At 69.3% G+C, this 23622-nt stretch carries 19 protein-coding genes; 8 read left to right on the top strand and 11 right to left on the bottom strand.

What is annotated here, in order from left to right; all coding sequences use genetic code 11:
• Positions 1-127: 127 nt before the first annotated feature.
• The 4 genes from glpX to ACFSOX_RS18270 all read right to left on the bottom strand — a co-directional run bounded on the left by glpX (position 128) and on the right by ACFSOX_RS18270 (position 4265).
• Positions 128-1150 (bottom strand): class II fructose-bisphosphatase, encoded by a 1023-nt coding sequence (gene glpX / locus ACFSOX_RS18285; RefSeq protein WP_378479250.1) that lies wholly within the window; start codon positions 1148-1150, stop codon positions 128-130.
• Positions 1151-1204: 54 nt separating this feature from the next.
• The gene (locus ACFSOX_RS18280; protein WP_378479249.1) at positions 1205-2548 is read right to left on the bottom strand and encodes a homoserine dehydrogenase; all 1344 of its coding nucleotides are present in this window, start codon (positions 2546-2548) and stop codon (positions 1205-1207) included.
• A 35-nt stretch (positions 2549-2583) separates the two neighbouring features.
• A complete protein-coding gene (locus ACFSOX_RS18275) occupies positions 2584-3801 on the bottom strand; it encodes an LL-diaminopimelate aminotransferase (RefSeq protein ID WP_378479248.1) in 1218 nt (405 codons plus the stop codon).
• A 125-nt stretch (positions 3802-3926) separates the two neighbouring features.
• Entirely contained in the window at positions 3927-4265 is a 339-nt protein-coding gene (locus ACFSOX_RS18270; RefSeq protein WP_378479247.1) for a hypothetical protein, read from the bottom strand.
• An 854-nt stretch (positions 4266-5119) separates the two neighbouring features.
• Here ACFSOX_RS18270 and phaC point away from each other — a divergent pair.
• Positions 5120-6886: a class I poly(R)-hydroxyalkanoic acid synthase gene (gene phaC / locus ACFSOX_RS18265; protein WP_378479264.1), complete on the top strand. Its 1767-nt coding sequence runs from the start codon at positions 5120-5122 to the stop codon at positions 6884-6886.
• A gap of 696 nt (positions 6887-7582) precedes the next feature.
• Positions 7583-8272 carry a CBS domain-containing protein gene (locus ACFSOX_RS18260; RefSeq protein ID WP_378479246.1) on the top strand — a complete coding sequence of 230 codons (690 nt, stop codon included), beginning with the start codon at positions 7583-7585 and terminating at the stop codon, positions 8270-8272.
• 87 nt (positions 8273-8359) lie between these two features.
• On the opposite strand, the gene ACFSOX_RS18255 is transcribed toward ACFSOX_RS18260, so the two are convergent.
• The 6 genes from ACFSOX_RS18255 to ACFSOX_RS18230 form a co-directional block, all read right to left on the bottom strand.
• The gene (locus ACFSOX_RS18255; protein ID WP_378479245.1) at positions 8360-9064 is read right to left on the bottom strand and encodes an ABC transporter ATP-binding protein; all 705 of its coding nucleotides are present in this window, start codon (positions 9062-9064) and stop codon (positions 8360-8362) included.
• Positions 9064-9789, bottom strand: coding sequence for an ABC transporter ATP-binding protein (locus ACFSOX_RS18250; protein WP_378479244.1), 726 nt, complete (start codon positions 9787-9789; stop codon positions 9064-9066). Before ACFSOX_RS18250 ends, ACFSOX_RS18255 begins: the two co-directional genes overlap by 1 nt.
• Positions 9786-10787 (bottom strand): branched-chain amino acid ABC transporter permease, encoded by a 1002-nt coding sequence (locus ACFSOX_RS18245; protein WP_378479243.1) that lies wholly within the window; start codon positions 10785-10787, stop codon positions 9786-9788. Before ACFSOX_RS18245 ends, ACFSOX_RS18250 begins: the two co-directional genes overlap by 4 nt.
• Positions 10784-11653: a branched-chain amino acid ABC transporter permease gene (locus tag ACFSOX_RS18240; protein ID WP_378479242.1), complete on the bottom strand. Its 870-nt coding sequence runs from the start codon at positions 11651-11653 to the stop codon at positions 10784-10786. Before ACFSOX_RS18240 ends, ACFSOX_RS18245 begins: the two co-directional genes overlap by 4 nt.
• Before the next feature lie 214 nt (positions 11654-11867).
• The gene (locus ACFSOX_RS18235) at positions 11868-13109 is read right to left on the bottom strand and encodes an ABC transporter substrate-binding protein (RefSeq protein ID WP_378479241.1); all 1242 of its coding nucleotides are present in this window, start codon (positions 13107-13109) and stop codon (positions 11868-11870) included.
• Positions 13110-13247: 138 nt separating this feature from the next.
• On the bottom strand, positions 13248-14021 hold the full coding sequence (locus tag ACFSOX_RS18230) for a Crp/Fnr family transcriptional regulator (RefSeq protein ID WP_378479240.1): 774 nt from the start codon (positions 14019-14021) through the stop codon (positions 13248-13250).
• Between the two features lie 621 nt (positions 14022-14642).
• Here ACFSOX_RS18230 and ACFSOX_RS18225 point away from each other — a divergent pair.
• The 5 genes from ACFSOX_RS18225 to ACFSOX_RS18205 all read left to right on the top strand — a co-directional run bounded on the left by ACFSOX_RS18225 (position 14643) and on the right by ACFSOX_RS18205 (position 18703).
• The gene (locus ACFSOX_RS18225) at positions 14643-15119 is read left to right on the top strand and encodes a hypothetical protein (RefSeq protein WP_378479239.1); all 477 of its coding nucleotides are present in this window, start codon (positions 14643-14645) and stop codon (positions 15117-15119) included.
• 244 nt (positions 15120-15363) lie between these two features.
• Positions 15364-15663, top strand: a complete 300-nt coding sequence (locus ACFSOX_RS18220) for a hypothetical protein (protein ID WP_378479238.1) — start codon at positions 15364-15366, stop codon at positions 15661-15663.
• Between the two features lie 471 nt (positions 15664-16134).
• Positions 16135-16713: an HPF/RaiA family ribosome-associated protein gene (locus ACFSOX_RS18215; RefSeq protein ID WP_378479237.1), complete on the top strand. Its 579-nt coding sequence runs from the start codon at positions 16135-16137 to the stop codon at positions 16711-16713.
• Between the two features lie 616 nt (positions 16714-17329).
• A complete protein-coding gene (locus ACFSOX_RS18210) occupies positions 17330-17698 on the top strand; it encodes an ArsR/SmtB family transcription factor (protein WP_378479236.1) in 369 nt (122 codons plus the stop codon).
• A gap of 102 nt (positions 17699-17800) precedes the next feature.
• Positions 17801-18703, top strand: coding sequence for a 3-hydroxyacyl-CoA dehydrogenase family protein (locus tag ACFSOX_RS18205; RefSeq protein ID WP_378479235.1), 903 nt, complete (start codon positions 17801-17803; stop codon positions 18701-18703).
• Positions 18704-18707: 4 nt separating this feature from the next.
• Here the strand turns inward: ACFSOX_RS18205 and ACFSOX_RS18200 are convergent, their stop codons facing one another.
• On the bottom strand, positions 18708-19523 hold the full coding sequence (locus ACFSOX_RS18200) for a GntR family transcriptional regulator (protein WP_378479234.1): 816 nt from the start codon (positions 19521-19523) through the stop codon (positions 18708-18710).
• A 475-nt stretch (positions 19524-19998) separates the two neighbouring features.
• On the opposite strand from ACFSOX_RS18200, the gene ACFSOX_RS18195 reads away from it, so the two are divergent.
• Positions 19999-23544, top strand: coding sequence for an FAD-dependent oxidoreductase (locus ACFSOX_RS18195; protein WP_378479233.1), 3546 nt, complete (start codon positions 19999-20001; stop codon positions 23542-23544).
• Positions 23545-23622 lie beyond the last annotated feature (78 nt).

The following is a 23622-nucleotide window of genomic DNA, read 5'->3' as shown; positions in this document are numbered from 1 at the left end:
GGACGCCCAGAGCCGTCATGGCCGGGCCTGTCCCGGCCATCCACGGACTTTCGGCCGGCCACCGCGCAAACACGTGGATGGCCGGGACGAGCCCGGCCATGACGAAGCTGAGGGTCCAGCGCCAGCCTCACCCCATCTGGAACTTCTGGAAGTGGCGGTGCTCGGCGCGGATCCAGCGCACCGTGCCGGTGGTGGAGCGCATCACCACGGTCTCGGTCTCGATGATTCCGGGGCGGAAGCGCACGCCGCGCAGGAGCGAGCCGGAGACGATGCCGGTGGCCGCGAACACGCAGTCGCCGGTGACCAGATCCTCGAGCTGATACTTCTTCTTGGGATCCTTGATGCCCATGCGGCGCGAGCGCTCGCGCTTCTCCTCGTTGTCGAGGATCAGCCGGCCCTGGAATTGGCCGCCGATGCAGGAGAGCGCGGCCGCCGCCAGCACGCCCTCCGGGGCGCCGCCGATGCCGAGATAGATGTCGACGCCGGTGGTCTCCGGGTCCGCCGTGTGGATGACGCCGGCGACGTCGCCGTCGGAGATGAGCTGCACCGAGGCGCCGGTGCGCCGCACCGCGGCGATCAGATCGGCATGGCGCGGCCGATCGAGAATCAACGCCGTGATCTCGTCCGGCTTGACCCCCTTGGCCATGGCGAGCGAGCGGATGTTCTGCTCGGGCGGCGCGTCGAGATCGACCACGTTCTTGGAGTAACCCGGCCCGATGGCGATCTTGTCCATGTAGACGTCGGGGGCGTTGAGCAGCGAGCCGCCCTCCGCCATCGCCATGGTGGCGATCGCGCCCGGCATCGCCTTGGCGCAGAGCGTGGTGCCCTCCAGGGGATCGACGGCGATGTCGACCTTGGGGCCCTTGCCGTTGCCGACATGCTCGCCGATGAACAGCATCGGCGCCTCGTCGCGCTCGCCCTCGCCGATCACCACGGTGCCGGAGATCGGCAGCCGGTTCAGCTCGCGCCGCATGGCGTCGACGGCGGCCTGGTCGGCGGCCTTCTCGTTGCCGCGGCCGCGCCACTGGGCGGCGGCGACGGCGGCCCGCTCGGTCACTCGGACGATCTCGATCGAGAGCACGCGGTCGAGAGTTTCGCGCTGGCGGGTGGCGGCGATCTGGTTCCGATCGCCCTTGACGACCTCGCTCATGCTCACGTCGAATCCTTTCAAAGCGACCGGAGCGCAGGGGGAAGGGGGGTCCGGTCAGTTCTTCTCGATGCGGATGACCTGAGGGTTACCCGCGATCACACCCCTGTTCTTGATCTCGCTCAACGCTTTGCGAACCGCGTCCTCGGTCGTGGCGTAGGTCACCAGGATGACCGGCGCAGGGGTCTGGGCACTGTCCGGGCTGGAGCCGCCATGCGGCTCGCCGTTGCGCCGCCGCTGGACGATCGATTCGAGCGAGATGTGCTCGTCCGCCAGATGCTTGGCGATGGTGGCGAAGGTGCCGGGCCGGTCGACGGCGGCGAGCCGGATGTAGTAGCCGCCCTCGTGGCGCTGCATCGGGGCGCGGCGGCTGCCGGTCAGCGCCTCGGTCGGGCGGCCGAACGGCGCGGCGCGTAGCCCGCGGGCGATGTCGGCGAGATCGGCGACCACGGCCGAGGCGGTCGCCGCCCCACCGGCGCCCGGTCCCACCAGGGTGATGGGCGGGAAGCCGGCCGGATCGACCGTCACGGCATTGGTGACGCCCATCACCTGGGCGAGCGGCGAATCGAGCCGCACCATGGTGGGGTGGACGCGCTGCTCGATGCCTTGCTCGGTGCGCACCGCGACGCCCAACAGCTTGATACGGTAGCCGAGCTCGGCCGCCGCCTCGAGATCCTCGGGCGTGATCGACGAGATGCCCTCGACGAAGACGGCGTCGGGATCGACCTGCACGCCGAAGGCGAGGCTCGCCAGGATGGCGATCTTCTGGGCGGTGTCGAAGCCCTCGACGTCGAAGGTCGGGTCCGCCTCGGCATAACCGAGCCGCTGCGCCTCGCGAAGACAGTCGGCGAAGGAGAGCTTGTCGCTCTCCATCCGCGACAGGATGTAGTTGCAGGTGCCGTTGAGGATGCCGTAGACGCGCTCGAAAGAGTTGCCGGCGAAGCCTTCCCGCAGGGTCTTGACCACGGGGATGGCACCGCCGACCGCCGCCTCGAAATTGAGCGCGACGCCGTGCTTCTCGGCGAGCGTGGCGAGCGCCACGCCGTGGCGGGCGATCAGCGCCTTGTTGGCGGTGACGACCGGCTTGCCGGCCGACAGCGCCGCCTCGATGGCCGACTTGGCCGGATCACCGGCGCCGCCCATCAGCTCGACGAAGGCGTCGATCTCCGGATCGGCGGCGAGTGCCGTGGGGCTCGGGACGAAGCGCAGCCCCGGAATGCCGAGCGCGTGCATCTCGGCCTCGGCCTTGGCCGAGACCGCGACGAGCTTCACCGGACGACCGCACCGCGTCGCCAGGACGTTCGACTCCGGCGCATTCGACTCCTGCTTCTGCAGCAGGCGAGCGACCGAGCCACCGACGGTGCCGAGGCCCGCGAGACCGACTTTGAGCGGCGCAACCATTTCGAGAACGACCTGTCGAGCGGGAGAGTCGCGCGTCAGCGCGACTGTGCGAGGGGAACGACGTTGTGCAGCTTTTCGGGACCGGTTTCAAGAAACCGCCGCAAGTTGCGCGCCGCCTGACGGATCCGCTGTTCGTTTTCCACCAGCGCGATGCGAACGAACCCGTCGCCGTGCTCGCCGAAGCCGACGCCCGGCGCCACCGCCACCTCGGCCTTCTCGACCAGCATGGTGGCGAACTCGATCGAGCCGAGCGTGTCGAACGGCTTCGGGATCGGGCACCAGGCGAACATCGAGGCGCGCGGCGGCGGCACGTCCCAGCCGGCCCGGCCGAAGCTCTCGACCAGGACGTCGCGGCGGCGCTTGTAGGTCTCGCGCATCTCGCGGATGCAGTCTTCCGGGCCGTTCAAGGCGGCCGTGGCGGCGACCTGCACGGGCGTGAAGGCACCGTAGTCGAGATAGGACTTCACCCGCGCCAGCGCCGCGATCAGACGCTCGTTGCCGACCGCGAAGCCCATGCGCCAGCCCGGCATCGAGAAGGTCTTCGACATCGAGGTGAACTCGACCGCGACGTCGAAGGCGCCCGGCACCTGCAGCATCGAAGGTGGCGGGACGTCGTCGAAATAGACCTCGGCATAGGCGAGGTCGGACAGCACGATGAGATCGTGCTTCTTCGCGAAGGCGACGACGTCCTTGTAGAAGTCGAGATCGGCGACCTCGGCGGTCGGGTTCGACGGATAGCAGACGACCAGCGCGGTCGGCTTCGGGATCGAGTGCGCGCAGGCGCGCTCGAGCGCGTGGAACAGCTCCGGCCCCGGGTTGCACGGCACCGAGCGGATGACGCCGCCCGCCATCAGGAAGCCGAAGGCGTGGATCGGGTAGCTCGGATTCGGCACCAGCACGACGTCGCCCGGCGCCGTGATGGCTTGCGCCATGTTGGCGAAGCCCTCCTTGGAGCCGAGCGTCGCCACCACCTGGGTGTCGGGATTGAGCTTCACGCCGAAGCGACGGCCGTAATAGGCCGCCTGGGCGCGGCGCAGGCCGGCGATTCCCTTGGAGGCGGAGTAGCGGTCGGTGCGGAACTTGCCGGCCGTCTCCTTCAGCTTCTCGACCACATGGGCCGGCGCCGGGAGATCGGGATTGCCCATGCCGAGATCGATGATGTCGGCGCCGGCGTTGCGGGCGGCGGCCTTGGCGCGGTTCACCTGCTCGAAAACATAGGGCGGGAGACGGCGAATCCGATGAAATTCTTCCATGATGTCGAAAGCTCCGCTGCGAGATCGGTGCCTGACCGGCGCGTGCGGGGCTTTTAACACGACGATCGCCGGATCAGTAAAGGTGGGGAGCCGGACCGGGCGGGAATTCCGGTGCGGCGGCCGGGTCAGCGCTCCTGCGTCTGGGCGGCTGCCCCGGCGCGCTTGGCGGCGGCGGCGCGGGCGGCGTCCAGGTCGGCCTGCACCTTCTTGCGCTCCGCCTCGGTGAGGGTGCGCTCCGCGCGGGCCTCGGGCATGTCGTTCACGGCCGGAAAGCTGGGCGGCACGGCGGGACGCGCCGGCGCGTCGCTCGGCAGCCCACCGATCTGCTGCGGCATGTCCGACAGGATGGACGAGCAGCCCGCGACCAGCACGGCCGCCAGAGCGAGGACCGCCCCGGTGGGCAGCCGCCGCGAGAGCCGGTCCGCCCAAACGTCACGTGGGCGCCGCGATACGCTTCTAGACATGGCGCGAAGTGACCAACATCTAAACTGTCGGATGAAACGCTGGGCTGACGGCTGCGGTACCGGCATAATATGTCCAAACCAAGGAGCCCTACCCGATGGATACCGCCCAGGAGAGGCCGATGACGCCGGACACGGACGAGCCGGAGGTCGCCCCGCTTCATGGCGAGGGGACCGGGGCCGAGCCGATCGCCCCGGCGGTCGCCGAGCCGGCGGACACCCAGACGGCGGACACCCAGACGGCGGACATCCAGGCGGTGGACAGCGAAGCGGCGGACAGCGAGGCGGGTGACGGCGCCGGCGAGGCGCTCGTCGAGGGAGCGTTGATCTCCGCCGCGGACGGCCTGCCGCCGCTGAGCTACGAGACTCCGCCGCTGCCGGAGGCCGGCCCCGGGCCGACGCCGCACCCTTCGGTCGCGGGGAACGGCCATGATTCGTCGCCCGACGCGCTGACCGTCCTACCGACCGCCGACGCCACCCCGCCGGAGGAACTCGAGAAGGCCGAGCCGCCGCAGCCGGCGCCCGGCCCGTCGCCGGCCGCGATCGTCGCCGCGGCGGAGGACGCAGGCGTCTCCCCGCCCCTGCCCGAGGCCGACCCGGCCGAGTCCCGGGTCACGGAAGCAGCCGTGGCCGAGACCCCCGTGGTCGAGACCCCCGTGGTCGAGACCCGCGCGGATGCACCGCCGGCACCCGCACCGGCGCCCCGGATCGAGATTCCCGCCCCAGCGACGCCCGTCCCGGCCCAGGCGCCCGGCTCCGAGACCAAGGCGGAACCGAAGGCGGAGCCGAAGCCGGAGGCGAAGGCCGAGAAGCCGAAGGGCAAGCCGCAGCCGGATGTCGGACCCAGCACGGTCGACATCGAGAAGCTCGCGACCAACGTGGCCCGCATCATGGAGCAAGGCGGTCGGGCCCTCGCCGCCTACATGAAGCCGCGCGAGGAAGGCAAGATCCACGACGAGCCGCCCCAGCAGGTGGTCGACATCGTCACCACGTTCGGCAAGGTGATGGAGTACTGGATGCGCGACGCGACGCGCGCCATCGACCTGCAGACCTCGATCGGCCACGCCTATCTGGATCTGTGGGCCACCACCATGCGGCGGCTCGCCGGCGAGACGTCGCCGCCGATCGCGACGCCCGATCCGCGCGACCGCCGCTTCTCCCATCCCGAGTGGACGACCAACACCTATTTCGACTTTCTCAAACAGGCTTATCTGCTCACCAGCCGAGTCGCCAACCATCTCGTCGAGGACGCCGAGGGGCTCGATCCGCTGACCCGCCGCAAGGCGGACTTCTACATGAAGCAGGTGCTCAACGCGATCTCGCCGTCGAACTTCGTCTTCACCAATCCCGAGCTCCTGCGGCTCACGCTTCGCTCCAACGCCGACAATCTCGTGCGCGGCATGACGATGCTGGCCGAGGACATCGAAGCCGGCCACGGCGAGCTGAAGATCCGGCAGTCCGACAACTCGCAGTTCGAGGTCGGCCGCAATCTCGCGATCACGCCCGGCAAGGTCGTGCACCAGAACGAGCTGATGCAGCTCATCCAGTACACGCCGACGACCGCGACGGTGCTGAAGACGCCGCTCCTGATCGTCCCGCCGTGGATCAACAAGTACTACATCCTCGATCTCAATCCCGAGAAGTCGTTCATCAAATACGCGGTCGACAACGGCGTGACGGTGTTCACCATCTCTTGGGTGAACCCGGACGAGCACCTCGCCCAGAAGACCTTCGCCGACTACATGCGACAGGGGCCGCTGGAGGCGCTCGACGTGGTGCTGAAGATCACCGGCGCGCCGTCGGCCCACACGCTCGGCTATTGCGTCGGCGGCACCATGCTGTCGGTCACGATGGCCTATCTGTCGGCGGCGAGCACGGCGGAGCGAATCCGATCGGCCACCATGTTCACGGCCCAGGTCGATTTCGAGAAGGGCGGCGATCTCAAGCTGTTCACGTCGGACGAGAGCCAGATCGAGGCGATCGAGCGCCAGATGTCGGAGCACGGCTATCTGGAAGGCGGCAAGATGGCCATGATCTTCAACTTCCTGCGCTCCAACGATCTGGTCTGGCCCTACATCATCTCCAACTACATCAAGGGCGAGCAGCCGTTCCCGTTCGACCTGCTCTACTGGAATTCCGACTCGACCCGGATGCCGGCCGCCAACCACTCCTACTATCTGCGCAACTGCTACCTGGAGAACAATCTGAGCCAGGGCCGGATGGAGATCGACGGAGTCAAGCTCGACCTGAAGAAGATCCTGGTGCCGATCTACACGGTGGCGGCGCGCGAGGACCACATCGCGCCGGCCGAGTCGGTCTATATCGGCGCCAAGATGTTCGGCGGCGACGTCGAGTTCGTCTGCGCCGGCTCCGGGCACATCGCCGGCATCATCAACCCGCCGGCCGGCAAGAAGTACCAGTACTGGACCGGCGAGCGGCCGGCCGGCGACAATGTCGAGGCGTGGATCAAGCGAGCGACCGAGCACCCCGGCTCGTGGTGGCCGCACTGGCTCGAATGGATCCGCCATTTCGATCCGACCCAGGTGCCGGCTCGCGTGCCCGGCACGGCCGAGTTCCCGGCCATCGAGGACGCGCCCGGCAGCTACGTGAAGGTGCGATCGTGAGGATGAGGTCGTGACGGCGACGTCGTGATCAGCTGAGCGGATCGGATCGGCTCCGCTCTCGGTCTCGGGCGCGGACCCGTGTCCCCGGCGCGGTGCAACGTGCCGCGGGCCGGGATCCAGGGGCGATCAGGCGAGGCGCTCGTCCGGCCACCGGCCATCCCCTCGACGTGCCCCCTTCGTGTGTCTTGCCCCCGTCTTGCGGCCCCCGGGCCCCGGATCGGCGGCGCATCGGGCCTGCGGCCCGACACGCCTTGTCCGGGACACGCGATCGCGGTCGAGGTGAGACCAAAAGGCCCCGGACCTCGATCCGTCGTCTCGAGGTGCTCGCGCAGCGAGCCTCGAAGGATGTCGGCCACCCAAGTCGGGGTTGCCGACTTGGGCTTCAATGATGTCGATCTCGGGCAAGCCCGAGATCGATGCCGTCGCCCTTCGAGGCCCGGCTTCGCCGGGCACCAAAGGGTGACGGAGAGAGTCGGCCGTCATGGCCGTTGGTATGAAGCCAACCATTCCCGAACGCGCCCCGACCATCGGTGACGCGCTGCCCCTGGCCCCTCGCATCGGCGAGGAAAGACTTGCGCGCCGTCAATGCGGGCCGCGACCGCCGGTCGATGATGTCACGATGGCTTTCCCGGGCGGCCGGGACACGTCGCCCCGACCGGGTCGGGCAAGACGCATGCACAAGAGGAGTCCGCCGTCATGAAGGCCTCCGACATCATGACCACCACGCTCGTCACCGTGACACCGGACACGTCCGTGCCGGACGTCGCCGCGATCCTGCTGGAGAACCGGATCAGCGGCGTCCCGGTGGTCGATCCGGCCGGACGTCCGGTCGGCATCGTCAGCGAGGGCGACCTCGTGCGACGCGCCGAGGCGGGCACCGGTCACGAACGATCGTGGTGGCTGAAGCTGCTGATGGGCCGCGAGGTGCTGGCGTCCCAGTTCGTCAAGGAGCACGCCCGCCGCGTCGCCGACGTGATGACGCGCGAGCTCGTCACCGCGACGCCGGACACCCCGGTCGCCGAGATCGCGAGCCTCTTGGAGCGCCACCGCATCAAGCGGGTGCCGATCGTGAAGGACGGCAAGCTGGTCGGCATCGTCAGCCGGGCGAACCTCCTGCACGCCCTCGCCGCGCAGCGCCACCGCCCGCCGGCGAGCCCGGTCGCCGACGCCGATCTGCGCCGGGCCGTCATGGCGCGGTTGGAGGACGAGCCGTGGTTCTCGTCCACCCTGGTCAACGTGACGGTGACGGACGGCATCGTCGACGTCTGGGGCATGGTCGACTCGGTCGCCGAGAAGCAGGCGCTGCAGATCGCCATCGCGGAGATCCCCGGCGTCAAGGCCGTCAACGACAACATGGTGATCCGGCCCGTCGTCGCCGGCGTGTGAAAGGCACCGGCCGTGAACGCGGTGCTCCGCGCCTCTGCCCGCGCGGGGACGGGTGACGGCGCGCCGGGACTCGACGCCCGTCCGCGCTCACATGCCGAGATAGGCCTGGCGGACGCGGTCGTCGGCCAAGAGCTCCTCGCCGGTTCCGGACAGCGTGACGCGGCCGTTCTCGAGCACATAGGCGCGGTCGGCGAGCTTGAGCGACAGCGCGACGTTCTGCTCGACCAGCACGCAGGTGAGGCCGGCGGCGTTGAGATCGCGGATGGTGCGCAGCACCTCGTGGACGATCGCCGGGGCGAGGCCGAGCGAGGGCTCGTCGAACATCACGAGATCGGGCTGGCCCATCAGGCAGCGGCCGATGGCGAGCATCTGCTGTTCGCCGCCCGACAGCGTGCCGGCGGTCTGCTTCAGCCGCTCCTCGAGGATGGGAAACATCCGGAACACGCGGGCGAATTCGGCGTCGCGCTTGGCGCGCGCCCGCGGCAGCAGCGCGCCCATCTCCAGGTTCTCGCCGACCGTCAGGGTCGGAAACACCTGGCGCCCCTCGGCGACCTGGCCGATGCCGAGATTGCAGACGCGGTGGCTCGGCAGGCCGGCGATCTCCTCGCCCCGATACGTGATGCTGCCGTGCGCGGGACGGATCATCCCGGCGATGGTGCGGATCAGCGAGGTCTTGCCGGCGCCGTTGGCGCCGACGATGGCGACGATGCTGCCCTCGGCGACCTCGAAGGAGACGCGGTCGAGCGCCTGGGCGTCGCCGTAGAACACGTCGAGATCGCGGACGGAGAGCATCAGATCGTCTCCTGGCCGAGATAGGACGTGATCACCTTCTCGTCGCGCACCACCTCCTCGGGCCGGCCACGGGCGATCGGGGCGCCGTGGTGCAGCACCAGCATGTGGCCGGCGAGCGCCATCACGGCGCGCATCACGTGCTCGATCAAGAGGATGGTGACGCCCATGTCGCGGTTGACGCCACGCAGGATGTCGACCATCCGGTCGGTCTCGGTCGGCCGCAGACCGGCCATCACCTCGTCGAGCAGCAGGAGCTTCGGATCGGTGGCGAGCGCACGGGCGAGCTCAAGGCGCTTGCGGTCCGGGAGCGTGAGCGCCGAGGCACGATAATCGCGCTTGTCGAACAGGTCGAGCGTGGCGAGCACGTCGCGGGCGTGGCGCCGCGCCGCCGCCATGTCGGTGCGGTGCAGAAGCGCACCGATCACCACGTTGTCCTCGACGGTCAGGGCCGGGAACGGGCGGACGATCTGGAACGTGCGGGCGACGCCGAGCCGGCACACCGCATCCGGCGTGCGACCCGAGATGCGCTCGCCCCGGAACGAGATGGTGCCCTCGTTGGGCGGCAGCACGCCGGCGATCATGTTGAACAGCGTGGTCTTGCCGGCCCCGTTCGGGCCGATCACGGCGAAAATCTCGCCGGACTGCACCTCGAACGACACCCGGTCGACCGCGACCAGGCCGCGGAAGCGCTTGCCGACCTCGACGACGGACAGGAGCGCGCTCACGGACGGCGCCTCGCGAAGCCGAGCTTCTGCGACAGCCACGGCCACACGCCGGTCGGCACCAGATAGATGATCACCATCAGGATCAGGCCGAAGAAGATCGCCTTGGCGCCGGGTGCGTTGATGCCGGCCTTCTCGGTCACGGCGATCAGGATCTCGCCGAGCGGGGTGAGCACGAAGGCGCCGATCACCGGGCCGAACACCGTGCCGGTACCACCGACGATGGGGCCGAGGATCAGCTCGATCGAGCGGCTCATGTCGAACAGCTGCGCCGGAAACAGGCTGTTGTAGTAGAAGGCGTAGAACACGCCGCCGACCGCCGTCATCGAGGAGGAGATCAGCACCGCCTTCATCTTGGCCCGGAACACGTCGATGCCGAGCGCACGCGCCGCCGTCTCGTCCTCGCGGATGGCGAGCCACTGATAGCCGAGCCGCGAGCGCGCCAGGAGCGCCGTGAGCAGCACGGCGAGCACCGCCATCCCGAAGGCGAGATAGTAGAAGAAGACCTGGCTGCCGCGCAGGTTCCACCATTCGCCGAGCCGGCTCTCCTCGTAGGGGATGAACAGGCCGCCGGCCCCGCCGACGAAGCCGATGTGGTCGAAGCCGATGCGGGTGAACTCGGCGAACGCGATGGTGAGGAGCGCGAAGTAGACGCCCTCGATGCCGAAGCGGAAGCCGAGCCAGCCGATCGCCGCCCCGAACATCGCCGCGATCGCGACGGAGGGCACGACGCCGAGCCACGGCCCGATGCCGAAATGCACCCACAGGGCCGCCGAGATGTAGCCGCCGAGCCCGACATAGAGGGCGTGACCGAGCGACAGCTGGCCGGCGTAGCCCATCATCAGGTTCCAGGCCTGACCGACATAGACGAAGTAGAGGATCAGGGTGAGGACGGAGAGCAGATAACGGGTCGCCGCCACGGGGGCGAGCAGCAGCACCAGGAAGGCGAGCACGACCGCCACCTGCCCGCGCCCGTTCATGTCGCGCCACAGCGAGATCATGCCGGCTTCTTTCCGAGCAGGCCCTGCGGCCGCAGCACCAGCACGGCGACCAGGAGGGCGAAGGAGAACATGCTCTTCATCGACGGGGCGATGAGGAAGCCGGCGAGCGCCTCGGAGACGCCGATCAAGAGGCCCGCCACCAGGGCGCCCGCCATCGAGCCGAGGCCGCCGATGATGACGATCGTGAAGGCGAGCAGCGTGTAGGCCGGGCCGAGGCTCGGCACCACGTCGGAGATCATGATCATCAGGGCGCCGGCGGCGCCCACGCAGGCGAGCCCGATGCCGAACGTGATGGCGTAGAGCTTGCGCACGTCGAGCCCGATCACGGCGGCGCCGACCAGATTGTCGGCGCAGGCCCGGATCGCCGTGCCGGTGCGGGTGAAGCGGAAGAAGCCGAACAGAGCCGCACACACGGCGAGCGCCGCGACCGCGGCGTAGACCCGCACCTTGTCGATGAACAGCGGGCCGATCATGTAGCTGTCGAACGCATAGGGGAGATTGGCCGGCTGGGCGTCCGGCCCGAACACGATCAGCACCGCATTGACGAGCACGATGGCGAGGCCGACCAGCAGGATGAACTGCTCGTGGTCGGGCCGTCCGACGAAAGCGTTGATCAGCGTGCGCTGGAGCGCGAAGCCGATGACGAAGAAGGCGAGCGCGATCGGCACCATCGAGAGCAGTGGATCGACCCCGTAGGCGCGGAACAGCACGAAGGCCGCGTACATGGCGACCACGGCGAACTCGCCGTGCGCGAAGTTGACGAGCCGCACCACCCCGAAAATGACCGACAGGCCGAGCGCCATCAGGCCGTAGAGCAGGCCGGTCAGAACTCCCTGGACGACGACGTTGAGCCAGATCGCGAGCATCGGACGGATATCGACATGAAAGCACCTCCCCGGGCGGAGGCCGTCGGGCCGCCGTCTCGGACAGGTGCCGGAAATTTTGTGACCGACGAGTTACCTCAGGTCGGCGACCGTGCGCAACCTCCGTTCCGGCAGCCCGGCTGCCCCCTTGGAGTCCCGGCCCGGCCGCCGACCGGCGCCCGGGCCGTGGAAACGGGTCCGGGGCCCGGACGGTCGATCAGGACCGGCCCTGCCAGGGCGGCATCGGCAGCACCGGAGCGGCATCCGCCACGTCGGGCGGCAGCACCACGGTCGGGGTGCGCTTGCGGTTCTGCACCACCGACGCCTGGATGTTGTTGTTCTGGCCCTTCTCGTCGAACGTGATCGGGCCGCCGGTCATCACATGCTCGGCGATCTTGGTCTCCTTGACGGCCTTCATCAGGGTCGGGCCGTCGGCCGTTCCGGCGCGCTTGAAGGCGTCGGCGGCGATCATGATCGCCTCGAACGTGAAGCCGGCGTTGAAGCAGTCGACCTCGAACCGATTGCTCGGATGCGTGGTCCGGTAGGCCGCGGCGAGCGCCTGGGTCACCGGCGACTTGGTGTTGGCCCAGGGCAGATTGAAGATGTGGAAGTCGGCCAGCGGCCCGAGCGCCTGGTAGAACTCCTCGTCGTAGAGGCCGGGCGAGCCGGGCGAGATGATCGCCTTCGGCTCGAAGCGCTGACGCACCATGTCGCGCACCAGCTTGATGGCGTCGGACGAGCGGGTGGTGACGAGCACGAGCTCGGGCGCGACGGCGCGGATCTTGGTCACCTCGACGGCGAGATCCTGCGCCTTCGGGTCGTAGGCGATCGACTCGACCAACGGGAACGGCATCTCGGCCGCCGGGAACAGCTTGTCCATGGCGGCCCGCTGGGCCGTGCCGAAGGTGTCGTTGGCATGCACGAAGACGGCGTTCTTGAACTGGACGTTGGTCGCCGCCATCAGATCCTTCACCAGCTTGAGCCCGTTGCCGACGAGCTGGGCGTTGGTGAGGAAGTTGCGCACCAGATACTGATAGCCCTGCTCGGTGAGCTGCGGCACCGAGGCGATGTTGATGACGAGCGGCACCTTGCGCTGCTCGCAGACCTGCGCCATCGCCAGCGTCGCGCCGGATTCGAAGGCGCCGACCACGGCCTGCGCCCCCTCGGCGATCGCCCGCTCGGTCTGGGTGCGCGCCACGTCGACATTGGACTCGAAGTCGACATTGATCAGCTCGACCGCGTAGCCGAGATCGGCCAGCACCTTCGGCGCGACCACGGCGCCGCGATGGCAGGATTGGCCGGCGGCCGCGAACAGGCCCGAGCGCGGCAGCACCACGGCGACCTTGATGGTCTTCGCCTGGGCCCGCACGATCGCCGGCGCCGCCAGCACGGTCGCGCCGGCCGCCGCGCCGGCCAGGACATCACGCCGGCTCGGCCGGCGACGGTCGTCGAAATGCATGGGCCACTCCTCCTGGGAATTATTTCCGCCCGTTGAGAATTGGCGCGGATCGTAGGGGGACGGCCCGGAGCGGGCAAGCGACTCTTCGGCGCGTCCGCAGAGTTCCGCATGACCGCCTCCCCTGGCGCACGCCCCCGCTCAGGAGCCCGCCGGACGACCCGGCGGCAACCGAAAATCGGCGATCGTCGCGAGCGCCACCGGGTCGATCAGGCGGACCGACGTCGCCCTGGTCTCGATCAGGCGGTCGCGCTTGAGCTGCTGCAGGGTGCGGTTGACGTGCACGACCGACAGGCCGAGCGCGTCGGCCATCACCTCCTGGGTCAGCGGCAGCGGAACATAGGTGCCGAGCGGAAAGCCGATCTCGTCGAGCCGATGGCCGAGCTCGAGCAGCAGATGGGCGACACGCTCCTGGGCGGTCTGGCGACCGAGCCGGACGACATGGTCGAGCAGCCCCGCCTGCTGGCGGGCCTGTGCGACCGCCAGCGCACGGACGAGTCCGGGGAAGCGGTCCGGCTCGCGCACCATCTCCCACAGGCAGCCGGTCCCGGCGATCGATACGGTCGTCAGGGTGACGGCCGAGGTGGTGGCGAACGGCTCGGGACCGAGGGGGTGGCCGAACAGGTCGCCCGGCAGGAGAAAGTCGAAGATCTGTCGGCGCCCGTCCGACAGCAGGCGCAGCCGGCAGGCCCAGCCGGCGAGGAGCACGCCGGGCTTCTTCAGCGGCTCGCCCTCGACATAGAGCGCCGCCCCGGCCGGAACCTCGCCCGGCGCCGCACAGGTCTGCCGGATCATCGAGCGCTCCTGATCCGACAGGGCGCCCTCCGCCAGACCGGCGAGCCGGGACAGCCGTCGCCAGAGCAGCTCGTGCGGCTTGCGATCCACGAAACGCGAATAGGCGGCGCCTGAGGCCATCTCGGTCTGCTTCACCCCTCGGCCACGACGGGAGCACCCCGCGACGGGAACGAGGCGGCGACGACCGCGGTTCCGCCCCCGGCCGGCGGGCCGCCGGAGCCGAGTGCGGGCGAGAGCACGGCGCCCGCGGTCGAGTCGGCGGGGCCTGGACGCGCCGGGGGTGCGGCACGCGCCCGGCGCTCCACCGGACGCAAAGCAAAACACGAACTTGCTGCGTCGCCCACCGACCAATACTGGCGTTCACCGAGTTGTGTCGGCGCCACGACAGGGCGCGCCCCGGCGGAACCGTGTCGTCGCCATGTCGATTTCTAGAACGGAGCGCGCTCTGCGATCACGAAAACGAGAGCCGAACGCCGATGACGTTGGATCACCAAGTAAAACTCGCCTTCAATAACACATAGTAATTTCAAGATATTTTTTTGAGCCGGGAACGTCGCCCCGGAACCCTGATTTCGTTTGCAGGAGGGCTGATCCGGTGCCGTCCGGACAGCCGGCCGACAGCGCCGCACGACGGCGCCTTCGATGCGCATCCGGGACAGGGTCCGCATCCGGCTCGTCGTGCGGGACCATGCGGGGCCGGTGCCGAGAGGCCGCCCCGTCAGCTCGAAAGGAGAGCCCCCGATGTGCGACTACAGCCTGCAACACGTCGCGACGCGTGCCGCGAAGGTCGGCGATACGCTGGTCACCACCAAGTTCAACAACTCGATCACCCGCGGGTTCTCCGAGGCGGGCGTGCCCAACGTGGCGGTCTGCATCCTCCCTGGCACCGAGCTCGCCTTCGACCATGAGGTCGAGTGCGATCACGCGTTGGGCTTCTTCCCGAGCCGCAAGCTGCGCGAGCGGGTCGCCCGCTTCCGGCAGATCAACATGGACAACCCCTACGAGCACCACGACGCGCTCGAATTCCCCAGCGGCCAGGTCGTCCTCTTGACCCGCCTGTGCGAGGGCCAGATCGCCACCGTGCTGCAGCTGCCGGCCGGCGTCACCGGCGGCGAGCCGGAGCACCACCCCGAGCACCCGACGGCCACGACGACCCCGCCGACCGCGCCGGCCGAGACACCGGCCGCGCCGATCCCCTCGGATCGCGCCGTGGTCTGACGCCGACGGAGGTCGAAGCACGTTTTACGAGACGGGGCGTCCGGATACACCGGATGCCCCGTCTTCGTTGCAATGCAAGCGAACCATTCCGGCCCTCCGACGTTCGTTTCAGGAGCGTGCCGGATGCCTTGTTTTCGGTCCTTTCTCCCCTCCCCCGTTCGACCTTCGATCGAGCGCCTCTGGCACAAAATGAGAAAAAATTCGCGACTGCGAAAATGACTTTGCGCGTCTGCGAAACTGTGGTGTGCTGATGACGATCCCACGCCCGGCGGCGAGCGAGCCCCCCATGTTCGTACATGAGCACCAGTTGCACGGACACGACGAGATCGTCCGCTTTCTGGAGACGATCAAGAAGAAGGGTCTCATCTCCGAGTATCTGGTGAGCTGGAACGGCCGCGACGGTCGTCTCACGCCGAAGCTCACGGTGTGGCGGCAAGACGGAAGCCTGCCTGTTCATCGGGTGAAGGGCGCGATCGCCCGCAAGCTCTTCGGACTTGTTCCGGCCGAGCGCATCAACATCATCGCCGACCATCCGCAGGCTTGATGGCCGCGCACCACGCGCCGCTGCCGTCTCGGTCCGCCCGATCCCCTGAAGCAGACGCAGGACGGCTGTCCGCGACGGCGCGCGTCGGCTCTTGTCCGAACCGTCGCGGGACATGGATCCAGGCCGTGTCGCTGCGCTCGCCTCCCCGCCGTCCGCCTCGCCTTCGGCCCCGAGAAACGTGACTCGGCACTCGCGCGCCCGTCCGGATGGGCGCGACGTCGGGCGACAGATGCGAAGCGGACCGCTTTCGGGTCATCGCGAGACCGGACCAGGCGCGGCTCGGGGCTTAGCGAAAAATCAATCCCGGCCGATCCATGCTGGATCCGGGCGACGATGCCCTCCCGCCACGCTGCGCCCCCCGCCACGGCGCGGTCCACCGCCGCGCATCCTGGAAATCCCGCGCAGGAATGCCTAGATTGGGGCATTGTGAATCGTCCCGCGCGTTCATCCTCACCGCTTGTCAGGTGACCAATGCAAGTTCCCGTCGACATCGCTTTCCACAACATCGACTCCTCGGACTGGGCGGAGACCATGATCCGCAACCGGGTCGCGGATCTCGAGCGTCTGTTCGAGCGGATCACGTCGTGTCGGGTCCGGGTCGATCAGCGCGCCAAGTCGAACGGCACCTCGATTCCGCCGGTGGTGCGGATCGAGATCGGCATCCCGGGCCGCGCCGATCTGGTCGTCAGCCACGAGCCCGAGCATCTGCAGCGCAAGTATCAGCGACCCGATCTGCAGAAGGCGATCAACGAGGCGTTCCGCATCGCCGAACGCCAGCTCGTCGGCCTCAAGGAGCAGCGGCAGGGCAAGACCAAGGCGATCTACAGCGACATCCAGAACCAGAAGCTCGGGCAGGTCGCCGAGGTACAGCCGGAGCAGGACTTCGGCTACCTCGTCACGTCCGAGGGCAGCCTCCTCTACTTCCACCGCAACAGCGTCCTGGCCGGCGACTTCGACGCGCTCGGACGCGGCGACGAGCTCTACTACGTCGAGGGGGTGGGCGACACCGGTCCGATCGCCACCAAGGTGCGGGTGAAGTCCGCGGATTAGCCGACGCGCAAGGGTTCGCCGCGGCGACCGGCCCCGGCGCGCGCTCGCGGGCGCCGGTCGCGAGCCTCCGGGCTCACGGTTTCAGGACGGGGCGCCACCTCGTCGGCGTGGTCGTCGTGACCGAGACCATCCTCCGCCCAGATCAGAACGATCCTAAAAAAGGAGATCGAGCCCCGCGACACGAGCGGCCGACAGGGCATCTACGCGCCGTGGACGGAGCCGGGCCGACGCTCGCACGAGATCGTCCCTCAGGACGAGGTCGCGCCGCCCGAACGCCGCCCGAACGCCACCCGGCCGGCGGAACGAACGACTCCCCGGGACGATGGTCGGGCCGCGCGGCTTGTACGCCTATCAAAACAGCTCCTCGCATGCGCGGACGCAGCAGCGTCGGATACCGGATCACGCATCGCCGAGCCGCGCGGCCTGCGCGCTGACAGACCTTCGATATCGTGATATCTGAAACAGTGGCTGGGTCGCGAAAGCGGCGGCAGCCGGCGTCTCGGCCCGGGCTCGCACCACTGAGAACGACACCACCGCGACCTCTACCAGCTGGACCGTCACCACGTCGAACGACGATCATCGAGAAGACACCAGGGCCACCGAGACAGGACCACGCATGAACCTTCAGACCCCCGTCGCCCGCCGCACGCGGACGTCCTCCGCCGGCAGCGCGGTCGATCTCGGCACCATGCGGGCCAATGCCCGCGAGGCGAGCGAATTCCTGAAAGCCCTGTCCCACGAGGCGCGCCTGGTCATCCTCTGCATGCTGACCGAGGGCGAGAAGTCGGTCAGCGAGATCGAGCAGACCGTGAAGCTGCGCCAGCCGGCCGTGTCGCAGCAGCTCGCGCGGCTGCGCGCCGACGACCTCGTCGAGACCCGTCGCGACGGCAAGAACGTCTACTACTCGCTCGCCCGTCCCGAGGTCCGCGAGATCATCGCGGCGCTCCACAAGTCGTTCTGCAAGCCGCCCCGCCGCGGCCGCTGACCCCATGCCATTCGCGGCCTTGCCGCTCGTCGTCGCCGCCGCGTTCCGCCCTTCGCCGGGCGCGCACCGGTCGGGCGAAGCGTTTCGACACGGGAGACCGAGGTGACGTGCAAGACCATCGCGGTCGTGGGCGGGGGCCTGATGGGCCACGGCATCGCCTTCCTGTTCGCCGCAACCGGCCATCCGGTGCGCATCTTCGAACCCACCGAAGCCGTGCGGGCGGCCCTGCCGGACCGGCTCGCCGGGCTGTGTGATCTGCTCGGGCGTGACCGCGCCGTCGTCCAAGAGATCGCGATTCACGAGCGTCTCGCCCCGGCGGCCGCCGGCAGCGACGTGGTGTTCGAGGCGGCCCCCGAGAAGCTCGCGCTCAAGCGCGCCTTGTTCGCCGAGCTCGAGGACGTCGTCGCGCCCGAGACCATCCTGGCCAGCAACTCCTCGGCGATCCCGAGCACCGAGATCGGCCGTCACCTGACCCGTCGCGGCCGCGTCGTCGGCACGCACTTCTGGAATCCGCCGCATCTCGTCCCGCTGGTCGAGGTGATCCAGACCGAATGGACCACCGACGCGACGATCACGGCGACCATGGATCTGCTGCGCGCCGCCGGGAAGGCGCCCGTGCATGTGCGGCGCGACATTCCGGGCTTCATCGGCAACCGGCTCCAGCACGCTTTGAAGCGCGAGGCCATCGCACTGCTCGCCGCCGGCGTCGCCGACGCCGCGACGATCGACACCGTCGTGAAGACCGGCTTCGGGGCGCGACTCGCCGTGCTCGGGCCGCTCGAGCAGTGCGATCTCGTCGGCCTCGACCTCACGCTCGACATCCAGGAGACACTGGTGCCACACCTCGACCGCTCGGCCGAGCCGACCGACTTCCTCCGCCGCAAGGTGGCCGAGGGCAAGCTCGGGATGAAGACCGGCGAGGGCTTCCGCACCTGGACGCGCGAGGAGGCCGACGCCGTGCGCGAGCGCCTGAACCGCACGCTGGCGGCCCGGCGAGACGGCTGACGTCTCACTCGGCCGGATCGTCGCGGCCGTTCCCCGGCGCGCCGCCGCGGACCGGCCGGCGCGCACCGTTGGCGGTGCGCGTCAGGATCGCGTCCGCGTCCGCAGCCGCATCGAACACCACACCCGCTGCCGTCGGCTCGTCGCCGACGAGCGAGCCGCCCGACAGCGAGCCGTCGGCGCCGAGCAGCTGCGTCCGCATCGTCAGAATGTGGCGCCGCGCCGCCGCCTCGGCGGCATCGGGATCGCGGGCCACGATCGCGGCGACGACCGCCGCATGCTCCTCGGCGGCGCGCGCCTTGCGGGCATGATGGTCGGCCGGAATCGCCCGCACCATCCGGAACAGGTTGAGCGAGCCGCGCAGCATCGACTGCAGGGCCGGATTGTGCGCCGCCTGCGCCAACGCCTCGTGGAAATCGACCAGCGCGGGATTCGACTGGTCGTCGGCGCCGGACGGATCGCCGACGCAAGCCTCGAGCCGGGCGATGTCATCGGGCTCGGCCCGCGCGGCGGCGAGCCGCGCCGCCATCCCTTCCAGCGCCTCGCGGATCGCCAGCATGTCGGAGATGTCGCGCTCGTTCGGGGCCTTCACGGAGGCCCCGCGGCGCGGCTCGATCACCACGAGCCCGACCTGCTCGAGCCGCCGCAGCGCCTCGCGCACCGGCGAGCGGCTGGTGCGGAACCGCTTGGCGATGTCGGGCTCCGACAGACGTTGCCCGCTCTTGAGCGCACCCTGCACGATGAGGCGCTCGAGATGCATTTCGATCTGACGCGACAGCGACACGAGCGCCGGAACGTCGAAAGACAATTCGGAATCGGTCATGGCACGACCCGGCTGGTCGACCGCCGCCACGAGGCCCGGCCCGGCGCATGCGACGCATGGCCGGTCGCCGGCCTCGGCCGCGCGCGGTCTTTTCGGTACGACGCCCGGAAACAGTCTCGTTTTCGCCGATCACGTTTCGTCGGCCACGTTTCAACGACCAACTTCGCCGACCAGTTTCGCCGACCTAAGTGGCGCATGTGCACCCGGGCCCCCTGCAGACGCGTCCTCGTCCGCTCGGCCTACGATAAAGACACCTAATTCCCCGCCTGCGCCATTAGTCCTATCACGGGGGTAGTAAAAGACCGTGGTGGAACCCAAAAACCAATACGTCCGGGTAGGTTGGTTCACCTGGAACTCGCCCGAACGGCACGGGCGGGGTCGATTCGGCCCATCTCGATTCGTGCTATAGGCGTCCTCGGCCCCAAACGACCGCGCCGACGGGCGCACCCGCGTAGACCAGGACAGCATTCCCGACATGACCTCGCCGATCGACTCCGTCGTGCGTCCCGTGCCTCCGACGTCCGCCGCCGCGTGCGCCGACGCGGCGCCACTTCGCCTCGCCCACGGCCTCGCCTTCGCCGACCTCTACAACCGCGACGGCCTGGTGCGGCTCGACGCCGCCTTCGTGGCCTGGCTCGCGGCTGCCGACCAGGCCCTGCACGATCGCCTGATGGTCGCCCGGGCGACGCCGGACGCTCTGGCGCTCAAGGACGAATCCGAGCTGCTGATCGCGCTCGCCCCGCATGTCGAAGATTTCCTCGCCGACCTGTTCGGCATCGGCGCCGAGGTGCGCGACCTCCAGGCCCGCCACCACGCGCTCGCCCCGCTCTACACCGTGAAGCGCCTGTTCGTGCAGCGCCGCGCCGCCAAGAAATACGGCCCGGCCGCGGCTGCGGCCTTCGACGGCGACGCGCTCGCGGCCGAGGTCGAGAAGGTGCTGGGCGGGCCGCTCGACGAGCTCGCCTTCGCGCGCTTCGTCGCGCCGATCTTCGAGACGGAGGCCGAGCACGCCGAGGTGCTCGATCTCTTCGCCCGCTACGCCGCCTGGGCGACCCACACGGCGGACGGCCGGCACCGCCACCACGGCGGTGTGCTGTTCAAGGCGCCCGGCAAGATCGATCCGATGCGGCTCGTCCCGGTCGAGACCGAGGTGGTCGAGGGCGTGACGATGTTCAAGCTCTCCGACGACCACCGCCGCTTTCGCGAGGGCTTCGCCCTCACCGACTGCGGCACCGACCTGACCGGCGCGCTCGATCAGGCCAACTACTGCATCTGGTGCCACGCCCAGGGCAAGGATTCCTGCTCGCGCGGCCTGAAGGAGAAGGCCGGCGGCTTCCGCCGCAACGAGTTCGGGGTGCCGCTCGCCGGCTGCCCGCTCGAGGAGAAGATCTCCGAGATGAATCTCGTCAAGGCTGGCGGCCACACGGTCGGGGCCTTGGCGATCGTGACGGTCGACAATCCGATGTGCGCGGCGACCGGCCACCGCATCTGCAACGACTGCATGAAGTCGTGCATCTACCAGAAGCAGGATCCGGTCGACATCCCGCAGGTCGAGACGCGCGCCCTGAAGGACGTGCTGGCGCTGCCGTGGGGCTTCGAGATCTACTCGCTGCTCACCCGCTGGAACCCGCTGAACCTGCGCCGCCCGCTGCCCAAGCCCGACACCGGCCGCAGCGTGCTGGTCGTCGGCCTCGGCCCGGCCGGTTTCACGCTGGCGCATCACCTCATGAACGACGGCCACGGCGTCGTCGCGGTCGACGGCCTCAAGATCGAGCCCCTCGATCCGGCGATCTCCGGCACCGAGATGTCGGGCGCACGCGTGGCGTTCCGGCCGATCCGCGACCTCGCCGAGCTGGAGGAGAATCTCGGCACCCGCGTGATGGCCGGCTTCGGCGGCGTCGCCGAGTACGGCATCACGGTGCGCTGGAACAAGAACTACCTCAAGCTGATCCGCCTGCTGCTGGAGCGGCGGGCGCAGTTCAAGATGTTCGGCGGCATCAGGTTCGGCGGCACGCTGACGATCGACGAGGCGTTCGGGCTCGGCTTCGATCACGTCGCGCTGTGCACGGGCGCCGGCAAGCCGACCGTCGTCGACATGAAGAACGGGCTCGCCACCGGCGTGCGGCAGGCCTCCGACTTCCTGATGGCGCTGCAGCTCACCGGCGCGGCGAAGCCGGACTCGATCGCCAACCTGCAGATCCGCCTGCCCGTCGTCGTGATCGGCGGCGGTCTGACCGCGATCGACACGGCGACCGAGGCGCTCGCCTACTATCCGCTCCAGGTCGAGAAGTTCCTGGCCCGCTACGAGGCGCTCGCCGCCGAACGCAGCGAGGCGCAGGTGCGCGCCGCCTGGAGCGAGGCCGAGACCCTGATCGCCGACGAGTTCATCGATCACGCGCGGAAGATCAGGGCCGAACACGAGGCGGCAGCGCGTGAAAACCGGCCGGCGCGGCTCGCCGAGCTGGTCAAGGGCTGGGGCGGCGTCACGGTCGCCTATCGCCGCCGCATGGTCGAGGCGCCGAGCTACACGCTCAATCACGAGGAGATCGCCAAGGCGATGGAGGAAGGCATCCGGTTCGCCGAGCGCCTCTCGCCGACCGAGGTGGTGCTCGACGATTACGGCCATGCCCGTGCGCTGAAGCTCGCCCGCCAGGGCGACGTGGCGGGCGACCCCGAGGTGACGCTGCCGGCCCGCACCATCGTGGTCGCGGCCGGCACCCAGCCCAACACGACGCTGGCCCGCGAAGACGCCGCCATGGCGCTCGACGGCAAGTATTTTCGCGCCCGCGACGAGGCGGGTGCGACGGTCTCGCCGGAGCGGATCGCCAAACCCTCCGTCGCCCATGTGCTGACCGACATAAGGGCGGACGGGCGCGCCGTGAGCTTCTTCGGCGATCTGCATCCCTCGTTCGCCGGCAATGTCGTGAAGGCGATGGCGAGCGCCAAGCAGGGCTTCCCGGTCGTCGCCCGGCTGCTGGCGACGCTCGACACCACGCCGCCGGACCGCACCGCGTTGTACCAAAAACTCGACCGCGAGCTGCGGGCCACCATCCACGCCGTCAACCGGCTCACTCCGACGATCGTCGAGGTGGTGGTGAAGGCGCCGGCGGCGGCGCGCGCCTTCGAGCCCGGCCAGTTCTACCGGCTGCAGAACTACGAGACCTACGCGACTCGGGTCGACGGCACCGCGCTCGCCATGGAGGGTCTCGCCCTCACCGGTGCCTGGACCGACCGCGAGCAGGGCCTGCTCGCGACCATCGTGCTGGAGATGGGTGGCTCGTCCGATCTGTGCGCCACGCTGCGGCCCGGCGAGCCCGTGATCCTGATGGGGCCGACCGGCGCGCCGACCGAGATCGAGCCCGGCGAGACCGTGCTGCTGATCGGCGGCGGCCTCGGCAACGCCGTGCTGTTCTCGATCGGCGAGGCGGCGCGCGCCCGCGGCGGCAAGGTGCTCTACTTCGCCGGCTACAAGCAGATCCGCGACCGCTACAAGGTCGCCGAGATCGAGCGCGCCGCCGACGCGATCGTGTGGTGCTGCGACGAGGCGCCGGGCTTCGCGGCCGACCGGCCGCAGGACAAGACCTTCGTCGGCAACATGGTGGCGGCGCTGGAGGCCTACGCCAGCGGTGCCCTCGGCGACCAGCCGATCGATCTCGGCGACGTCGACCGGGTGATCGCCATCGGCTCCGACGGCATGATGGCCGCGGTCGCGCGCGCTCGCCACGGCATGCTGGCCGCCCACCTCAAGCCCGGCCACAAGGCGATCGGCTCGATCAACTCGCCGATGCAATGCATGATGAAGGAGATCTGCGCCCAGTGCCTACAGGTCCACAAGGATCCGGCGACCGGCACCGAGACCGTGGTGTTCTCCTGCGCCAACCAGGACCAGGAGCTCGACCGGGTCGACTTCGCCAATCTGAGGAGCCGCCTCTCCCAGAACGGCACCCAGGAGAAGCTCACCAAGCTGTGGATCGACCGCGCGCTCCGTCAGCTCGATGTTCGCGGGCACACGGCGGGGTGAGCGAACGGGCTGCCGCCGTGCCACAGCGTCGGCACCCCCGCCTCCCGCACGCGGGGAGAGGGGCAGACTGACCGCCGC

Origin of the sequence: Rhodoplanes azumiensis (assembly GCF_042682915.1) — a bacterium.
GTDB lineage: Bacteria > Pseudomonadota > Alphaproteobacteria > Rhizobiales > Xanthobacteraceae > Rhodoplanes > Rhodoplanes azumiensis.
This window is presented reverse-complemented; position numbering and strand designations above follow the sequence as displayed.